The organism is Leptospira terpstrae serovar Hualin str. LT 11-33 = ATCC 700639 (assembly GCF_000332495.1).
Taxonomy (GTDB): Bacteria; Spirochaetota; Leptospiria; order Leptospirales; family Leptospiraceae; genus Leptospira_A; species Leptospira_A terpstrae.
Window position 1 is genome coordinate 490,774 of the sequence record NZ_AOGW02000006.1, and the last position, 17,422, is coordinate 508,195.

General features: G+C 38.3%; 17 protein-coding genes. 9 read left to right on the top strand and 8 right to left on the bottom strand.

What is annotated here, in order from left to right:
• The first annotated feature begins 73 nt into the window (after positions 1-73).
• Positions 74-1,027: a glycerophosphodiester phosphodiesterase gene (locus LEP1GSC203_RS04310; protein ID WP_002972478.1), complete on the top strand. Its 954-nt coding sequence runs from the start codon at positions 74-76 to the stop codon at positions 1,025-1,027.
• Here the strand turns inward: LEP1GSC203_RS04310 and LEP1GSC203_RS04315 are convergent.
• Genes LEP1GSC203_RS04315 through LEP1GSC203_RS04330 form a run of 4 tightly spaced genes read right to left on the bottom strand, consistent with a single transcriptional unit; the run spans position 1,024 to position 5,786 of the window.
• A complete protein-coding gene (locus LEP1GSC203_RS04315; RefSeq protein WP_002972249.1) occupies positions 1,024-1,374 on the bottom strand; it encodes a TRL domain-containing protein in 351 nt (116 codons plus the stop codon). The two genes, LEP1GSC203_RS04310 and LEP1GSC203_RS04315, sit on opposite strands and share 4 nt — an antisense overlap.
• Positions 1,371-1,694 carry a TRL-like family protein gene (locus tag LEP1GSC203_RS04320; protein WP_002972349.1) on the bottom strand — a complete coding sequence of 108 codons (324 nt, stop codon included), beginning with the start codon at positions 1,692-1,694 and terminating at the stop codon, positions 1,371-1,373. Before LEP1GSC203_RS04320 ends, LEP1GSC203_RS04315 begins: the two co-directional genes overlap by 4 nt.
• Positions 1,695-1,703: 9 nt before the next feature.
• Positions 1,704-4,346: an aminopeptidase N gene (gene pepN / locus LEP1GSC203_RS04325; protein WP_002972666.1), complete on the bottom strand. Its 2,643-nt coding sequence runs from the start codon at positions 4,344-4,346 to the stop codon at positions 1,704-1,706.
• 15 nt (positions 4,347-4,361) lie between these two features.
• Positions 4,362-5,786 carry a peptidoglycan recognition protein family protein gene (locus tag LEP1GSC203_RS04330; RefSeq protein ID WP_002972582.1) on the bottom strand — a complete coding sequence of 475 codons (1,425 nt, stop codon included), beginning with the start codon at positions 5,784-5,786 and terminating at the stop codon, positions 4,362-4,364.
• Here LEP1GSC203_RS04330 and LEP1GSC203_RS04335 point away from each other — a divergent pair.
• The 3 genes from LEP1GSC203_RS04335 to LEP1GSC203_RS04345 are packed head-to-tail and all read left to right on the top strand — an operon-like array spanning position 5,728 to position 9,480.
• Entirely contained in the window at positions 5,728-6,234 is a 507-nt protein-coding gene (locus LEP1GSC203_RS04335; RefSeq protein ID WP_198008544.1) for a hypothetical protein, read from the top strand. The genes LEP1GSC203_RS04330 and LEP1GSC203_RS04335 overlap by 59 nt on opposite strands.
• Before the next feature lie 10 nt (positions 6,235-6,244).
• A complete protein-coding gene (locus tag LEP1GSC203_RS04340; protein WP_002972686.1) occupies positions 6,245-7,852 on the top strand; it encodes a GMC family oxidoreductase N-terminal domain-containing protein in 1,608 nt (535 codons plus the stop codon).
• A gap of 44 nt (positions 7,853-7,896) precedes the next feature.
• Complete coding sequence (locus LEP1GSC203_RS04345; protein ID WP_039937121.1) at positions 7,897-9,480, top strand: tetratricopeptide repeat protein; 1,584 nt, start codon at positions 7,897-7,899, stop codon at positions 9,478-9,480.
• 49 nt (positions 9,481-9,529) lie between these two features.
• Here LEP1GSC203_RS04345 and LEP1GSC203_RS04350 read toward each other — a convergent pair whose 3' ends face one another.
• From LEP1GSC203_RS04350 to LEP1GSC203_RS04365, 4 genes are read right to left on the bottom strand one after another with little or no spacing between them, the layout of a single operon-like run.
• Complete coding sequence (locus tag LEP1GSC203_RS04350; RefSeq protein WP_002972907.1) at positions 9,530-10,246, bottom strand: type I 3-dehydroquinate dehydratase; 717 nt, start codon at positions 10,244-10,246, stop codon at positions 9,530-9,532.
• 6 nt (positions 10,247-10,252) lie between these two features.
• Positions 10,253-11,227 (bottom strand): KpsF/GutQ family sugar-phosphate isomerase, encoded by a 975-nt coding sequence (locus LEP1GSC203_RS04355; protein WP_002972852.1) that lies wholly within the window; start codon positions 11,225-11,227, stop codon positions 10,253-10,255.
• Positions 11,224-11,763: a UpxY family transcription antiterminator gene (locus LEP1GSC203_RS04360; protein WP_002972361.1), complete on the bottom strand. Its 540-nt coding sequence runs from the start codon at positions 11,761-11,763 to the stop codon at positions 11,224-11,226. Before LEP1GSC203_RS04360 ends, LEP1GSC203_RS04355 begins: the two co-directional genes overlap by 4 nt.
• Positions 11,750-12,247, bottom strand: a complete 498-nt coding sequence (locus LEP1GSC203_RS04365; protein WP_232225764.1) for an LIC_10042 family TonB-like protein — start codon at positions 12,245-12,247, stop codon at positions 11,750-11,752. The genes LEP1GSC203_RS04360 and LEP1GSC203_RS04365 overlap by 14 nt, the downstream gene beginning before the upstream one ends.
• A 59-nt stretch (positions 12,248-12,306) precedes the next feature.
• Between LEP1GSC203_RS04365 and aroC the strand changes: the two genes are divergently transcribed.
• The 5 genes from aroC to LEP1GSC203_RS04390 all read left to right on the top strand — a co-directional run bounded on the left by aroC (position 12,307) and on the right by LEP1GSC203_RS04390 (position 17,392).
• On the top strand, positions 12,307-13,443 hold the full coding sequence (aroC, locus tag LEP1GSC203_RS04370) for a chorismate synthase (RefSeq protein ID WP_002972668.1): 1,137 nt from the start codon (positions 12,307-12,309) through the stop codon (positions 13,441-13,443).
• Positions 13,444-13,459: 16 nt separating this feature from the next.
• Entirely contained in the window at positions 13,460-14,200 is a 741-nt protein-coding gene (locus LEP1GSC203_RS04375) for a response regulator (protein ID WP_002972653.1), read from the top strand.
• 53 nt (positions 14,201-14,253) lie between these two features.
• Positions 14,254-15,702 (top strand): 2Fe-2S iron-sulfur cluster-binding protein, encoded by a 1,449-nt coding sequence (locus LEP1GSC203_RS04380; RefSeq protein WP_002972903.1) that lies wholly within the window; start codon positions 14,254-14,256, stop codon positions 15,700-15,702.
• Complete coding sequence (locus LEP1GSC203_RS04385; protein ID WP_039937125.1) at positions 15,689-16,216, top strand: NuoI/complex I 23 kDa subunit family protein; 528 nt, start codon at positions 15,689-15,691, stop codon at positions 16,214-16,216. Before LEP1GSC203_RS04380 ends, LEP1GSC203_RS04385 begins: the two co-directional genes overlap by 14 nt.
• 210 nt (positions 16,217-16,426) lie before the next feature.
• Positions 16,427-17,392 carry a hypothetical protein gene (locus LEP1GSC203_RS04390; protein ID WP_002972530.1) on the top strand — a complete coding sequence of 322 codons (966 nt, stop codon included), beginning with the start codon at positions 16,427-16,429 and terminating at the stop codon, positions 17,390-17,392.
• Positions 17,393-17,422: the final 30 nt, after the last annotated feature.

Genomic DNA, 17,422 nt, shown 5'->3' on the forward strand with positions numbered 1-17,422 from the left:
ATGACCATTCGAAAAATTTCTTTATAATCATTACAAACGGTTACGATGGAACCCATTAGAAAGGAAACCATTGATGTATAAAACCCAATCATTTAGAATTAGTTTACTCTTAGTTTGCATTGCACTTTATTCCACCAATTGTGCAACAGTGGAACCTCCCACACGTTTACGTAAAGAAATCGATTTACAAGGCCACCGAGGGGCAAGAGGACTCAAACCGGAAAACACTTGGCCCGCTTTTGAAGAAGCGATCAAATATAAAATGGTTACCTTAGAACTTGATACCGTTCTAACCAAAGACAAACGAGTGGTCATTCATCATGATTCCGAAACCAATCCAGTCATTTGTCAAAATGCGGATGGAACAGAGATAAAAAAAACATCTCTTTATGAACTGACTTTGGCTGAGTTACAAACCTATGATTGTGGATCTAAAAAAAATCCAAACTTTCCAAAACAAATTCCTGTTCCTGGAACCAAACTTCTATCCTTAGAAGAATTTTTTGAGAAAGCACTTGCTACGGAAAAAAAATCAAAAGAGATTTATGAATTCAATATTGAAACAAAATTTCCTGATGATGGATCCGCTCCCGATAGTCTGGTAAAAGAACATACGGAAAAACTAATCCAAATCATTGAAAAGTATAAGGTTACGGAAAGGTCCACCATTCAATCGTTTGATCTTCGCACCTTGGTCGTTTCCAAACTAAAAAATCCAAAAATCAAAACAAGTGCCTTGTTCGTTCCTACTTACTTCCAAGGATTTTTAATGACAATTGGTCTAGGAAATGGATATCGAGAAACAATTCTTAATGTAGCAAAAGACAAAAAAGCCGATATCATTTCTCCTTACTTTCTGTATGTAACACCAAGGTTTGTGAATGAGTCGCATAACAAATCAATGTTGGTGATTCCTTGGACTGTAAATACGGAGAAAGAAATGACAAGACTTGTCAATTGTGGAGTGGATGGAATTATCTCTGACTATCCAGATTTATTGGATTCAGTGGTTCGGAAAAAACCTTAAATTCCCCAAACCACAGTACAAAGCGAAGAATAGAGAGAAAGGTAGTTTGTAGCCTCTTTCTCTATTCTATATATATCTACAATCCCTCCGGCACTAGCAGCAGTACCAATGCTTGCATTTCCAGAAGTAAAAAGAAATCCATACCGTTTTATACAAGCCTTCCCCTTTTTTAACGGTTGTTTGGGTAAGTTCCTTTCAGACAAACCTAACGAATAGGATGCATACAAAAGTCCTGTTGGACCTAATCCTTGTGGTTGTCCCAAGTTTACACAACCGTTGATAAAGAAACCAATGAGAACCAGAATTCCCAAAGTGAATGAATGTAAAAAGGGGAGTTTTGTTTTCATTCGTTTCCTGAGATTTCTACACATAAATTCGCATAAATACCGAGGATGGCAAAAGTTGTCCAATTTGTCTCGGTGACATTTTGAATTTTCGATCTAGACTTTAAAAATTCCAAAGAAGCATCACCATAAGATAAAAGACCAAGTACAGAGTGTACACAAGAAGTAGCCCTTCGTTTTGAAGTTTCCCCTGTACCAAAAATTCCGATTTTTGTCTTTGTATACAAAAATCCCCTGGGACCAAAACCAGGGGAGGCACAGTGGATGAAAAACAAACTAGAGATTAAAACTAGTAAAATAGAAAAACTTAAAACTCGATTCAAAGATTTTCCTTAATTGTTAATGAGTTCTTTATGTTTGTTTTTGATTTGGATGCACTTTTTTTCTGAATCAATTTGTTTCAAAAGAGTTTTTTTAACCGGTGCAGGAAGTTTTGGATGGTTGCCAGTAAACTTTTTTAAAATGAGAAGAGTTTCATCAGTGCAAAAATCAGGTGCTAAACTTTTAGCAAAGGCATCTAAATAATTTTCATCTTCCCCGTTACTGAACTTGTCTAGTGCATCCAAATAGGTATCTAAAAAACTAAGTTGAATGTCTTTTTGATGTTCCGGAAATAAGGAATACGAAACAACCCGTAAAGTTGAGGAGGAGAATTTACTTGATTTGGGATTCAGTAGAATTTGGATCCATTTCTCTTTTACAGAACGATTGGGTTCAGCCCCTTCTGCCGCCAAACTTGAGTTCACTCCACGACTGGATGGATCAATTTTTTTCTCTCGGTCAATGATTGCCTGGATTTGAGTTCTATTTGTTTCTAAGGAACTAAGTTTTACGATTAGACTCCATCTTAAGTCTTGGTCAATTTTTAAGCCAGTGACAGAGAGTTTGTTTTCTAAAAAATCATACAAACGTTTTTTCGCTGTGAGCGTATAACTAGAGTCAATTAACGAATTAAATAAATACCTTTGTTCATCACTTCCTGGTTTTGCCTGGTTTAGCTCTTTCCATAAAAAAGTTTGTAAGGCATCAAAGTCCCGAATCCGTTTTTCTTCTGGAAACCAAAAACGACTAGTTACATAAGTGGAACCGTTGTCGGAAGCCAAACGAGATAAAATCCAACGTTTGATTTTTGTGTCTGGTTCATTTGGATACAAACGGATAGCAGTGTCTTTAAATTCATCAAAAGTGATATTAGCAAGTTGTACTTGTCTAAAATAATCTGTCCACAGAATGAGTTTTCGCATAGGATCTGTATCAAATTCCAATACATATTCCAAGTTTTCTTTGTTAGGTTCTGTCCATTTCCAAATTGCAAAGTCATGGTCTTCTGCATTGATAAAACTATAATTTGGACAAGTGTTTACAGGAAAAATAGCGTTCGTAGAACGACCGGAATAAATCACAGGAACTTCCTGAAAGGAGAGTTGTTTGTTTGGTTTATCAAAAAAGTAAAGTCCGAGGACTGTTTTATGGTCTCTAAGTTTATTTTCTAAACCTGGCGCGGATTGGACAATTTTCCAATAAAACTGGTTGTCCGCACAGAGAGTTGTTAGTTCTACTTGGTTGGTTCCTTTGGTTTCCAACCAATGTTTGGACCACTTTTTCATAGGAAATCCACTCGCAAATTCTAGTTCTTTTAAAAAGTCAGCAAGTGTAGAATTGGAATAGGAATACTTACGAAGGTAATTTTGAACTCCTCTCTGGAAGGCATCTTCCCCTATAAAATAAACCAATTGTTTGAGGACAGAAGCTCCTTTTCCATAAGTGATTCCATCAAATTGGGTGAATGCTTCTTCTGTGTCGGATACTTTTGCTTCGACAGGATGGTTTGTAATATAACTATCCTCATCATAAGCCCATTGTTTCATTTTTTCAAAAAAACTAATCCAAGTTTCTTTAAATTCGGAATTCTTTGCTTGGGCTAAACTTGCCATATAGGTCGCAAAACTTTCGTTCAGCCATAAACCATTCCACCATCGCATTGTGACTAAGTTTCCAAACCACATATGGGCCATTTCATGTAAAACTACATCAGATAAATTTTCCCTCTGGGATCTTGTCATGGGGGCCCGAGAAACAAATCGTTCTGAAAATGTAACGGATGCTACATTTTCCATAGCCCCAAAATTAAATTCAGGTACAATGATTTGATCGTATTTTACGAATGGATAAGGAATACCAAAATAAGAATTAAAAAATGCAAAACCTTCTTTGGTAAAGGTAAACCAGTCTTTGGGGTCTACGTATTTGCTAAGTGACTTTCGAACAAAAAGTCTAAGAGGGATGGATTCAAATTTATCTTCCCATACTTGGTAAGGACCTGCGTGAAGTGAAAAAACATAAGTCGCAATTTTTGCTGATTCTGGAAACGTATGAGTTACTTCTTCTGAGTTTATAGATTTGGTTTGGGATTGAGAAAGAGTGGTAGAAATCACTTTCCAATTTTTGGGAACTGTAGCATTAAGTTGAAAAGTAGCTTTTAGATCTGGTTGGTCAAAACAAGGGAACATTTTGTTCGCATGGAAGGCTTCAAATTGTGAGTAAAGATATACTTCTTTATCATCTGGATCGGTGAACTTATGAAGGCCGTTTCCCGTTTTGGCATAAGGTGTTTCGAATGAAACAGTGAGCGTATTATTTCCAATCATTAGGCTATTTGCTGGAAGTTGGATGTGGCCGTTTTTGTAAGGTAGGTATGTTAAATCTTCTTCGTTTAGGATGATGGATTTAATTTTTCCTTCATAATAATCCAAACGAAGGTCTCTAAGTTTTTTTCCAAAAAAACGGATTTTGACCTTTCCTTCAAACGAATCTTTCGGAGTTAAATGGACATCCAATTCATAATGAATGTCTTCTAAAATTTCAAATCGACTTTCAGCTTCAGATTGTGTTAGGTGGTAGACAGGCTTTTTGAAACGGCAGTCCAAAACGAAAACGATAGAAAGTAGGGAAAGAATATGTAAGATCTGTTTCATAGAGGCTCCGTCTCGTTAAGGTTGAAAGTTACGATATAAAATGGCCCAGTCGATAGACTTTCGATTTTTCCATTCTGGTTCACTATAGTATTTGCCACCAATGGAATTTAAGATCATTTCCATATAATCTTCCCCTGGATCAAAGTCTTTTGCGTTTAGAAAAATAGAACCACCCCATTTTTTTTTGGCTTGGGTATGGCTGAAAACTCCAGATAAGTCCTCTACTTTTTCGTTTGATAGGGGGATCTTATACTTTGTTGTAAGCTCTGTCACAAGATCTTTCACTGTTTGGATTTGTTCCGGCTGTTTTAAAAGTTCTTCTGTATCTTTTGCTACAATTTCGATTTGGATGCAGTTATCATTTGTACCTGTGGCAGCAGCAGCCCTATCTTCCAAAACATCCACAAGTTGGTATGCCTTTCCATTATTATCCACCATGATGGAAGCGGTTAGGTTTCTTGCTTCTAATGTACGAAGGGATTTGAAATATTCAGAAATGGCAGTATAGTGCAAAACCACACAACTTGGTTTGATTTTTCCGCGGAACAGATATTTAACTCTGTATTCTTCTGGTGGAAAACCTTTTTCATCTTTTTCAATTCGTGATATGTTAATCTTTTCTGCTTTTGTGATCCCTCGGCCGTTGGTAGGTTTAAAGGTTTCTTTTAAAATTTCTTTGTTTTCTTTTTTTAAAACCCAACCAGTGACGAAACGATCTTTCCAATCATCTTCTTCAAAAAATTTTCCATCAATTTCGGATAGGATTTGTTTGAGGGCAAGTTCACTTCCACACGGAGAAAAATCCACAAAACCACCAAATCTTCGTTTGGTTTGATTGTGAGTAAAAACTCCCCGTTTCGAAATGACATCGTAATTGGATTTAGGTATGTCGAGTTCTTCAGCTAAATAAGAAACCACTCTGTTTAAAATCGCACGTTGTTTACGATTGTTATAGAGAGATTCTTGAGTGCCTTCGTATACAATATGTATGGATTCTAAATCAATACCGGGTGCGGCTGACCATTCATGATTTAGAAAATTTGGATCTCCAAAGAGATTGCCTTCCGAGTCCACGTAGACATGAAACATAAATTGATTTTCAACAGAAAGTTTTAAGAAATTGGGAAACGTTCGTTTTCCTGAATTATGAAGTATGATTGCCGTAACAGATTTTGGATCCCTTTGTTTGGCAAGTGAGTTCCATTTTACATTCTTAACCGACTCAAGTTCGCTATAAGATACCAAACCTTCAATGCGAATGGATGGATAATCAGGTGCCTTTCGAAAAATACCAATACAACCAGTGAAAATAAGGAAAATGAGTGATAAATTTACAAGATTCTGACACAATGGGTTCAAAATCTTAGCAAGGAAAAGAGACTTGGAGCCGTATACACCCTTTACTTTATCGCGAAATCGTTTCTTAAAATTTTCTCTCAAATGTTTTGCCCTAACTGCCGTTTCGATTCACGGAGTGAATTGTGGTCCTGGTCTGAACACTCCGGCCCTCAGGGGGATTTCGCCAGAACAATACCACAGTTTTCGTAGCTTACAAGAAGTCTTCCTCCAAGACAACCCCATTCCGAATTTTGATCTAGGACTTGCTCTGGACAATTATGTATACGGACACCCTTATCCCATTGAAACGGAAAGCGTTATACAGCTGTTAGCTAGTGTTCCTTCTTCGATTTTAGCTGCCATAGCACTGGATTTTTCTTTCACACCCATAGTAAAACTTCCTATGGAAGAGAGGATCAAACGTTTGCAAGAGTGGAAACATTCCTCTCTCGGCCTCAAACGTGGTGTTTATGCCATCCTTAGGCAAATTTCATTTTTCCTTTTAAGTTCTGACAAAGAATACCAAAAATTTGTCGGTTATATCCAATAAGGCGGACCAAATGGGAATTCCAGTATTTAACGAAAAAATCATCACTCCAAAAAAACATTCAGAGATTATCAAAGAAAATAAAATCCAAAACGGTAAGTGGGAACTGAGCGCCGATGTTGTTGTCATTGGATCTGGTGCTGGTGGCGCTGTAGCTGCAAGCGAACTCGCACGTAACGGTTGGAAGGTTGTGCTTATCGAAGAAGGAAGTTACTTCACACCGGCACAATTTAGCTCTGATGAATTCATCTCACAAGCAAGACTCTATCGAGACGCTGGATTTATTGTTACGGAAGAACAGACGTTATCGATTTTACAAGGAAAGTCGATTGGTGGTTCCACTACTGTGAACTGGCAAACATCTTTATATCCACCAGACTATGTAACAACGGAATGGAGTGAAAGATTCGGATGGCAAGGATATTCACGAGAAGAAATGGATTCCTATGTTTCTGAAGTTCATGAACGATTGGGTGTCCATGAAGTGCCAGATAATTTGGTTAATGCCAACAATAATGTACTTCGTGTGGGTGGAAAAAAAATCGGACTCACTCCACAGGTTCTTCGAAACAATAACCGAGGTTGTATTGGTCTCGGTCGATGTGGTCTCGGTTGTCCTATCAATGCAAAACAATCGGCTTTTTTAACTTGGATTCCTGATGCGATTGAAGCCGGTGCCATTGTGGTTTCTAATATGCGAGCAGCAAAGATCAAAGAAGGAAAAATCAAAACTGTCATTGCAGAATTTACACCGGATGCTTATGAAACCGCGCCTACCAATATCATTGAAATTATGGAAATCAGTGCTCCGGTTGTGATTGTCAGTGCTGGTGCCATTGAAGGTCCTGCATTATTACAAAGAAGTGGAATTGGGAATGGATGGGTGGGTCGAAATCTAAAAGTCCATCCCACATCCACTATTTTTGGTAAATTTGATTCTGAAATCAAAATGTTCCAAGGCCCTCCACAATCGATTGTAATCAAAGATGGTCACAACCAAAATGGAACGGGTTATGGTTTTTGGTTGGAAGCGGCCCCTTACAGACCTACCCTCGCTTCCTCACTTGTTCCCTTTTACGGCAAACAACAGTTTGATGTCATGAAAGACTACACCAAATACAACGCAGGGATTGTACTTGTACGTGATGGTGCCGATGGAGAAGCGAATGCGAGTGTGAAGTACAGTTTAGGAAGACGAAAGGTTTATTTTGAACTAACACCTACAGACGGTCTCAATATGCTTCGAGGACTCAAAGCCCTCGCAGAAGTGACTGTGGCTGCAGGTGCAAAGGAACTCATTTTTCCATTCACAAGGTTTACAGAGCCTTACAAAGTTACAGGTAATGATAACTTTGATTGGATTTTGAAAGAAAGCATCAAACCTGGTGACCTAACCGTCGGTTCTGCGCATCCACATGGCTCGATTCAGTCTGCAAACGATCCAGAAAAGGGAGCTGTTGATTTAAATTTGGAAATTTATGGCCATAAAAACATATTTGTCATGGATGCCTCAGTTTACCCTACAGGACTATCGGTGAATCCACAAATAACGACAATGAGTATCGTTCTCAGAGCATCGAGAAATTTGGCCGCACAAAAAGAAGAAAGAACGAAGATCTAACTTTTTTCCAAAAATCCCTTTCATTCCCATGGGTTCCAACTAGTTTGGAATCCGTGCGGAAATATCTTTCCTTAGTTTTTATCTTTGTAATCCTTCACACTACAGTCTTCGCGATTGACAGTGATGCAATGAAGGAAGGCAAAAAAGCTTTTTCAAAAAAAGCTTATGGCGAAGCGATTAAAAAATTTAATAAACATGCCGACTCACACCCGCAAGACGGTGAGGCATATATGTATTTGGGATATATCTACGAATATAAAAAAGATTATCCAAAATCCATTCAAAACTTTAGAAGAGCGGCCGATTTGGATTTGGACAAAGACCAAAGAAAAACTGTCCTTCTAAAACTCGCACTTTTTTTTAACTACCACCAAGACTGGAATTCTTCAGCAACTTATGCAGCTCGGTATCTGAAATATGATCCAAAAAATGAAGAAGTTCAAAAAATATACAACCGGGCTGTGGGAAATAAAGGAAATCCTTCTTCTACGCAAAATTATACTCATACAGTCAAAGTAGATTCAAAACCTGCGGAACCTAAACAATCTGATTCAAAAAAAGATTCTACTAAAAAACCAGACGAAGTTACTGATAACTCAGAAGGTACAAAACCGAGTGAGTATTATGAACAAGTTTTAGTAGGCCAACCTAATTTAGAAGATGTACGTTGGGATTATGTTTTAGCTTTGTTTGAAGAAAAAAAATATGATTTAGCAGAAACCAATCTAAAAACTTTGATCGAAAAAAATCCATCTAGATCAAGATACCATTATAAACTAGGGATTGTAAAACTGAGACAAGACGATCCTAAAGCTGCCATTGAATCTTTTGAACGTGCCAAAAAAAATCCATTTTCTAAAGACACTAATGTATTTTTATATTATGTTTATTTAAATGAAGGTATCGCCTATCAAAAGTTAGTCGAATTAGACAAAGCAGAAACTTCCTTCCATCAGGCGTACAAACAATTACAAAAAGATCCTCCACTTTTGGCTTTATCAAGATTGTATGAACAGAAATCTGATTGGGAGAATTGTATTTCTTTTGCTGACAAAGCTCTTTCTCTCAATCCAGAACAAATTGAGTCTCATATGTTTCGTTTTGTCTGTATGTTTGAGGCAGGAAAACGGACAAAAAAGTTTGAAACTAGTTTTACTAAGTATTCTGAGTTTATTGATTCCAAATTTTCTGATCTGACCCAAACTCCTGAAAAATACCAAGTGGGATTTATCAAGTTAGCTAGACGTTATACGGAAACCAATGCCTTCGACAAAGCGGAAGCCTATTTTACAGTTTTGGAAAAAGTCCCGGCAAACTTAGAGTCGAGAGAGTATTTATTTTATCGTGGTAGAAATTATTTTTATTCAGGAAAGGTGGATTCTGCTATATCCATTCTACAAAAAGTTTCCGGTTCTTCTGCAGGAAACTATTTGCTAGCCAGATGTTATTCTAAAAAAGGCGATCTTTCAAAAACCAAAGAACAATTTAAATTAGCCGCAGATTTGAAACCAGAGTATTGGACTTCCGAATCGTTAGAGAAGGATTTTAAAGATGTATGGAAAGATGTTAGTTTTCGCGAATTTATTAAAACAAAAGCCGGCACGGTGAGTGCCCAGGCCCAACCTTAAAATGAACCTCGGGTAGGAATCACTGATCCGAGGATTATCGACATTAACACTAATCTTCTTTTGAATCCTTTCCAGAGTTTGGACTTTTAAACAAATCGGCCCGCAGTTTTTTGAAAGTATCTACTGAAATTTGGCCAGGGGCTTTTGCTTCACCGAGTGTCATATAGGTAAAAGACGAGTGGAATTTATCGCCAAAAACTCGAGAGATAATTCCAAGTTCCCCCATACAGATTCCAATCATCGTATTGGATTTGGCTAAAAGTTTAATATCGTTTAAAAAATCTGCCGTTTCTTCAATGTCTTCTGGTGTAATGGCAAACTTAAAGATAGGGTTTTTCTTTTTTACTGGTTTTGCTTTGTTGATGTAATTCATCATTTCATTCGCAAGGATCGATTTTTTAAATGAATGGTAGGAATAGATAATTCTATAGTTAAGAGTATCGTAATTGCGAAAGATGGTATCTTCACGATTCAATTCAATATCTAGATAATTTGCGTTATCGTTAAAATCCTTTAAAATCCCTTCCACGTCTTCATGGAATAGTTTTACATAGGAACGAACACTGCTATCTTCTGCCCTGCGGTAAGTAAAAAGCACGGGAAGTCCTAATGCTTTTAGCTTTTTTTTCATTTCCTTTTGGATGTAATTTCTAGAAAAAAGATCCAATCGGACTTCGATTACATCAACTTCCTTAACATCCTTTTTTTGAAGATGACGAAGATCATCTTCACCAACAGAAGCTATGATTTTATAAGATTCAGGCATAAGTTATTAAAGTCCTTTTTGTAATAAATCGTGAAGGGAAATCATTCCAACAAATTGACCTTTTTCATCTACAACGGGAGCCACAGATATAGGTCGTTCTCTTCCTTCCATTTTGATTAAAACATCGTAAGCTTTTTCCTCAGGTCTAAAACTACTAGGATTTGCATTCATCATGTCTTTTGCAGTGACTGTTGGTAACAATGTATTTTTTGTTAGATACTTACGAATATCATAATCAGTGATGAGACCTATGAGTTTAGATTGAGAATCCACAACACCAGTGGCACCAATTCCTTTTTCAGTAATTTCTTTGAGAATGGTTTCTAAATTGGCATCGACAGGAATCGAGGCATTTCTTTCCCCTTTTCGCATAACGTCCGATAAGTACAACGAAAGCCTTTTTCCGAGTCTCCCAGCAGGATGGTACAAAGCAAAGTCATTTGCTTGAAAGTTTTTTAATTCCATGAGTGCCACAGCGATCGCATCTCCAAGAACAAGCGCAATGGTTGTGCTTGAGGTAGGTGCTAAATCTAAAGGACAAGCTTCTTTTAATACCGGAGTTATGATAACAATATCAGAAAGAGAAGCTAACTTCGATTTTGGGTTTGCAGTGATCCCAACAATTTTGGCGCCGATTTTTCTAAGAGTAGGCAAAATGTAATTTAGTTCTTCGGATTCTCCACTTTTACCAATGGCAAGAACTACATCCTCGGGTCCTACGATCCCTGAGTCGCCATGGGAGGCATCCGTTGGATGTAAAAAATAAGCAGAGGTTCCTGTGGATGAAAGTGTATGAGAGATTTTTTTTGCAATATCTCCAGACTTTCCAACACCAGTGACAATGACCTTTCCTTTTGATTTTAAAATCAAATCGATACAATCTTTAACGGATGGATCTAATTCGTCTCGGAAGTGGATAAGAGATGAAATTTCATCATCTAGCGCTTGCTTTACGATTGCTATGGTATCTTTTTCATTCATACGATTAATTCCTCCCAGGCTAAATGATCCACATTGATTTCATAGGAAACCGCAGCATCAATTCCTGGAAACCTTAGGACAACTAAGGTTTTATTTTTGACTTTTAAAATTTCCATTGTTTTCCCAAACATAGGGCCACTGATAATTCGAACTAGTTTTCCTTTTTCTAAAATCGATTCAGGACTCACTTTCAAACTATCTGCATATTTTTGAAGGCCTTCTTCTAATTGATCTAATTCCTCTTGGGAAACAGTCGCCGGTTGGCCTTTATGAAATACAAAATGATGAGAACCTGGTAATTGGAGGACTTTATTTTTATCTCTCCAGAAGACAATTTTAACAAAAATGTAGGAAGGGAGGATGGGGACATGAATCCACTTAAACCGATCTGTCCATTTCTTTCGTTCTTTCCGAATGGGAACATAGTTTTCCAGTTGATACTTGGTAAGTAATTCACTCAGTTTTTTTTCCGCTCTGGGTTTGGTGTAAACGATGTACCAAGCGCTTTCTTCGATGGGGGGGTTAGTCTCGGACATCTAAACGGAACCTAATGGGTAGGACAAAATCTTTACCTTTGGAATATTGGAACTGCCAATCGGCAAGTTGCCGACGCACCTGTAAATCAAAGACCGCATACCTACATGCTGTGACCACTGCAATTTTTTCTAAACTGCCATCTTCTTTCACACTGAGTTTATAAACGCAGACATCTTCTAATTTTTGTTCCAAGGCCAGCGGAGGATAACTCAAACAATTTTGAAAATCAGAGATTTCCTCTTCCAAAGTTTTGGTTCCTTCTGCGTTTGTTGGACTTGTGGCGGAGGAAGGACTGGGACTTCCCATTCCCGAAGAAAAATACAGACGAAGGGTGGATACAGTTCCTCCTTCTTTCCATTTTAGAAATGGCGAATCTATGTCCCTTTGGAGGTTATAGCCAATTAGGGCGAATATTAATAAAGCGTGAAATCCGAAAGCTATCAAAAGAGCCTTATATTTCGGACCTTCAAAGAGAATGTGCATTCCAAGTTCATGAAAAACTTTATTGGAGAGAATGCAATCTCCATTTTCATTGTCCGTATATGCCTTCTAGTTGGGGAAAAATTTTTAGAGTATCGACGTATGGTGAGTCCCACGGAACTTCCGTTGGTGTTGTTGTGGACGGAGTTCCTGCAGGTCTTCCCTTTCCTGAAGAAGAAATCCAAAAGGATCTAACACGCCGTAGACCTGGCCAAAATGATCTAACCACTCCACGTGATGAGAAAGATCGAATGGTTGTGGAGTCAGGTGTTTTTGAAGGAAAAACTACTGGTAGCCCGATCCTTATGAAAGTGAACAACCAAAACACGATTGGTAGTGACTACGATGAAATGGCTCATGTCTTTCGTCCTTCGCATGCAGATTATACTTATTCAGAAAAATACGGTCACCGTGCCCATGTCGGTGGTGGCAGGTCTTCGGTACGCGAAACCATTGGACGAGTGGCGGCAGCGGGTCTTGCTCGAGTCATCTTAGAACGCGAGTTAGGTATTTCTACGGTTGGTTGGGTAGATGCGATTGGACCAATCGATTCCCATATTAGTGAATTGGAATATCCCAATTCAAGAGATATAGTGGACAGGTTCCCAACAAGATGTCCTAAACAATCAGCAAACGATGAAATGGAAACTCTCATTCGCAAACTTCGCGATGAAGGAGATTCCGTCGGTGGAGTAGTAAAAATCGCAGTTCGAAATCTACCACCTGGCCTAGGTGATCCTGTGTACGATAAGTTAGATGCGGATTTAGCAAAAGCAATTCTATCAATTTCTGCTTGTAAAGGTTTTGAAGTGGGTTCAGGATTTAGTGGAACTCGCCAAACAGGCAGTATACATAATGATGAGTTTTATATTGAAGAAGGGACTGGTAAAGTTAAAACTAGAACTAACAATTCTGGCGGAATTCAAGGTGGAATTTCCAACGGTATGGATTTAATTTTACGTGCTGCATTCAAACCAACTTCTACCATAAAAAAAGAACAAAAAACAATTAACGATAAAAACGAAGAAACCATTTTGAAAGCTAAAGGTCGTCATGATCCTTGTGTGTTACCGAGAGCAGTGCCAATTGTGGAAGCTGTGGTAAACTTAGTACTTGTGGATGCATACCTTTACCAACGAGCATTACAACCAAAATGGTTTATGAAATATGCAAATTTAGATTCTATCCCGGAACAATAAAGGAATCCTAATACACATGAATCGACCAAAAGTTTATAAAGTCCTCCTCCTAGAAGATGATGAAAGTAGTGCAAAACTATTGTTACATACTTTGGAAAGGTATAACTTTGATGTCACTCATGTTGTGGATGGGATGTCCGGTCTTACAAAAATCAGAAACAATAGTTATGATTTGGTGATTAGTGATGTAAATATGCCCTATTTGGATGGGATTAGTTTTTTAGAAAAAGGGAAGGAGATGTTAAAGATGACTCCTGTCATCATGTTAACCGCTGTGGGTGAAAAGGACCAAGTAAGAAGAGCAGCACTTAGTCACGTCACGGCTTACCTTCTCAAACCTATCGCGAACCAAGCCCTTTTGGAAAAAATTGCGCTGGTTTTACAGTTAAAACCGGAAAATATCATCGATAAAAAAGATTTTCCTTTAACGATATCTGTCTCTGAACTTTCTATTTCTCAAATGCTTTTGGAGATCAAGGGTTGTCCGGGCAAAAAAGCCCAAGAGGAAATCTACGATCGCTTTATGTTGACCTTGGGCGGCCGCGGAAGTTTCACCAATTTGAGAATCAATCTCGATAAGACCTTCTTTTACGAAGTTCGTTCCTTACAAATCTTGGATGATCTCATTGCAAAAATTCTCAAACAAACAAATATACGTTCGAGTTCTCTATTCCTGGATTCGGAATTCTTCAATGACAATGTAGTGGATTTGCAACCCTTCAGCTATCTTTCCGAGGTAAATATAATTTCAAAATGAAGGTTTGACAAAAACCTATGATAAGGTCTAATCAAACGTAGGGGGCCTGTTCTTTGGTTAAGATAAAGATAGACGGAGTCGAATACGAAGTCGACGAAAAGAAAAACCTCATCGACGCCACAAAAGAAGTTGGAGTCGAAATCCCTTACTTCTGTTACCACCCAGCACTTAGCATTGTCGGTATGTGCCGCATGTGTCTCATTGAAATTGAAGGTGTTCCTCGGTTACAAGCAGCTTGTAACACTCCTGTAAAAGAAGGAATGGGGATCATTACCAAATCCGATCGAGTCAAAGAAGCTCGAGCTGGTACTATGGAATTCCTTCTCGCAAATCACCCGTTAGATTGCCCAGTTTGTGATAAAGCTGGTGAATGTCGTTTGCAAGACAATGCATTTGGTTCCGGTACTGGTCATTCAAGGTTTGAATTTGATAAACGTAATATTCCTCAAGAAGAGATTGGAACCAATCTTATCATCAATCATAATCGTTGTATTGTTTGTTATCGTTGTGTGCGTTTCGAAGAAGAAAAGGTGGGAGAATCCAATCTTGGACTTTTTGAGCGTGGAAACCATTCCATCATTGGTCTTGCTAAGTCAGAACCAATCGATCACAACTACCAAGGGGCTTTGGCGGATATCTGTCCTGTGGGAGCCCTTCTTAATAATAAAACTTTGTTTAAATCACGTGTTTGGTGGTATAAATCTCATAAATCAGTATGCCATGGTTGTTCTACAGGTTGTAACGTAACAACAAATGTAAGAGACAATAAAATGTATCGTTATATGGTTCGCGAGAATTATGACCAAGGTATGTTTTTCCTTTGTGACAAAGGAAGATTTGATTTGGATTGGATGAACGAAAATCGTCTGCTAAGTTATTTAGACCACGGAACTCCTTCGACTTCGAAAGAAGTGGTTTCTAAAATAGCAGAACGAATGAAATCTGCAAAGTCCATTGCAGTTATCGGCGGGGCCCATGAATCCAACGAAACACTGGAATCATTAAAAAAAGGTTTTGAGAATATCTCCCGAGAGTTAGGTGGAAAGTCCATCCAATGGGAATCTAGAGTAACAGAGCCTCAAAACAAAGAAACCGAACAAGTTGATTTTTTACTGACCAAAGACTACCACCCTAACACTCGCGGAGCAGTGGATTTAGGAATCACCACCAATACGGGGATTTCTGGAATCATCGCTGGAGTTCAGTCGGGTGTTATTGATTTGGTAATAGTTTTGAAAGAGTCAATTCCGGAAGGGATTGATCCCTCCAAAGTGATTGTATTTGATACTAATTTGACAGTCGCAGCAAAAAACGCAAGTTTGGCGGCTCCAATTCAAATATTTGCAGAAGCGGCAGGAAGTTTTACTAATAAAAACGGCCTCAAACAAAACTTTGAACAGTCAATGACTGCAATCAAAGGATTGTCTACTTCTGCAGGAGTGGTGGATTCTATCTTTCAAAAACTAACCGAAAGAATGGAGGCAAGTGTTGGGAACAGTTAATGTAGTTAACGTCGCTAAAAGACACCAGTTCTCTTGGTATGAAAAGTTTTATTTTTGGTCCATTGGCAAAGGCCTTTGGATCACACTCAAACATTTTCTCAAGGTAGCTTTGTTTAACAAACAAGTGACCATTGAATATCCAGATAAAAAACGCCAGTATTCTACTCGGTTTCGTGGAATGCACTCCATGAAACGAGATGAACAAGGCCGGGAACGATGCACTGCCTGTTTTTGTTGTATGTGGATTTGTCCTGCCAATGCCATTCACATTGAGGCGGCGGAAGTTTCTTCTGAACGCCAACACTTACATTCTGAAGATAAATACGCAAAGAAGTTTGAAATCAACTTACTCCGTTGTATCTTTTGTGGACTTTGTGAAGAAGCCTGTCCTAAGGGTGCCATCTATTTGGATGGAACGGGAGAGATGGCTGCTGACAACCGTGAAGATTTATTTTTAACCAAAGAAAGAATGATGGAAAAGACTGGTGGCCCGATTCTCGGCCAAAGGAATTAACTTTATTCTGCCATATCCACTCTATCCCCCGGTAGATGTTTCCTATGGGAAACTGCCGGGTTTCTTTTTTTTAAATTCCACTCTCTGATTAATTTTGTGAATTCATCGCTTGTACGTTTAAAATACAGTAAAAGTCCCTTTGGTAGAATTTTTTCTAATCACTCCAAAGGAACAAAATACTTCCGTTACTGTTTTTATATTTTTATTTGGATGTTTCTTATTGGTTTCCATTCTGTTCTATCTGCAGAGACAACCATCATCGATAATGAAGAAGATGAAAAACGTGTTTTAGAAAATCATGCCTTTGAAAAGTTAAGATTTGGTCTCGCCAATCATATTCATTATTACAAGGTTAAAAAAACAAAAAACACCGTTGTGGAACAACGATCAGGTCGCAAACGATTGTATGATCATAATTTGATTCTTCGTTCTATCTTTCGAAATCGAATATTACATCATGAATATGGTTCCATTGGACGGTTGTTAAATGGTGCTAGTTTTATTGATTTTGGAAGTGCCATTCTTTATGAAGAAGGGGCTGTTACCGTTCGTGATTTGTATGAGGACCAGTTCCTTTCTCGTTATATCAAAAAAATTGTCGCAACCGACATTAATGACCCGGAATACGATCATACCCGTTATATAGAAATCCACATGACAGAAAGGGATCCATTCCCTTTTGCCTTTAATGAAATACCTTACCGGTTGGATGACCCAGAATACATTCGAGTCCTCACAAGGATTTATACTCCCAATGAATTTTCACCAGTCATCTTTCGAAGTACCAATTCAGGGCCTGATTTGTTTTATACAGTGGAAGAAATGAGGGAACATTTTCGTTCGGTTCTGGATGCAAACCCCCACCGAACGATCCTTTACTTCTTCAACCGATACATTTTCTTTCGAACTCCCTGTGAATCCAAATTCCAACTCCTGGGAACCATCGACGAAAAGGTTGGAGTGAACCATAGTTTCAGCGCTTGGCGCTATGTAGACTGGAACAAAAGGGAATTTTCAGAGGCCATTGAGCCCAACTTTCGGTACATTCGGATCGCCGAAGAACGAAATGAAAGCAAGGCAGATCGCATAGATTCTCTGATTTCGGGTTATGACTGCCAAATCCGAGCAAAAATAAACCACTACCGTCACAAAATCATGAAAACTATGACGAAATGATGATTTTTTTACTTTTCTTGTGGAGCGAAC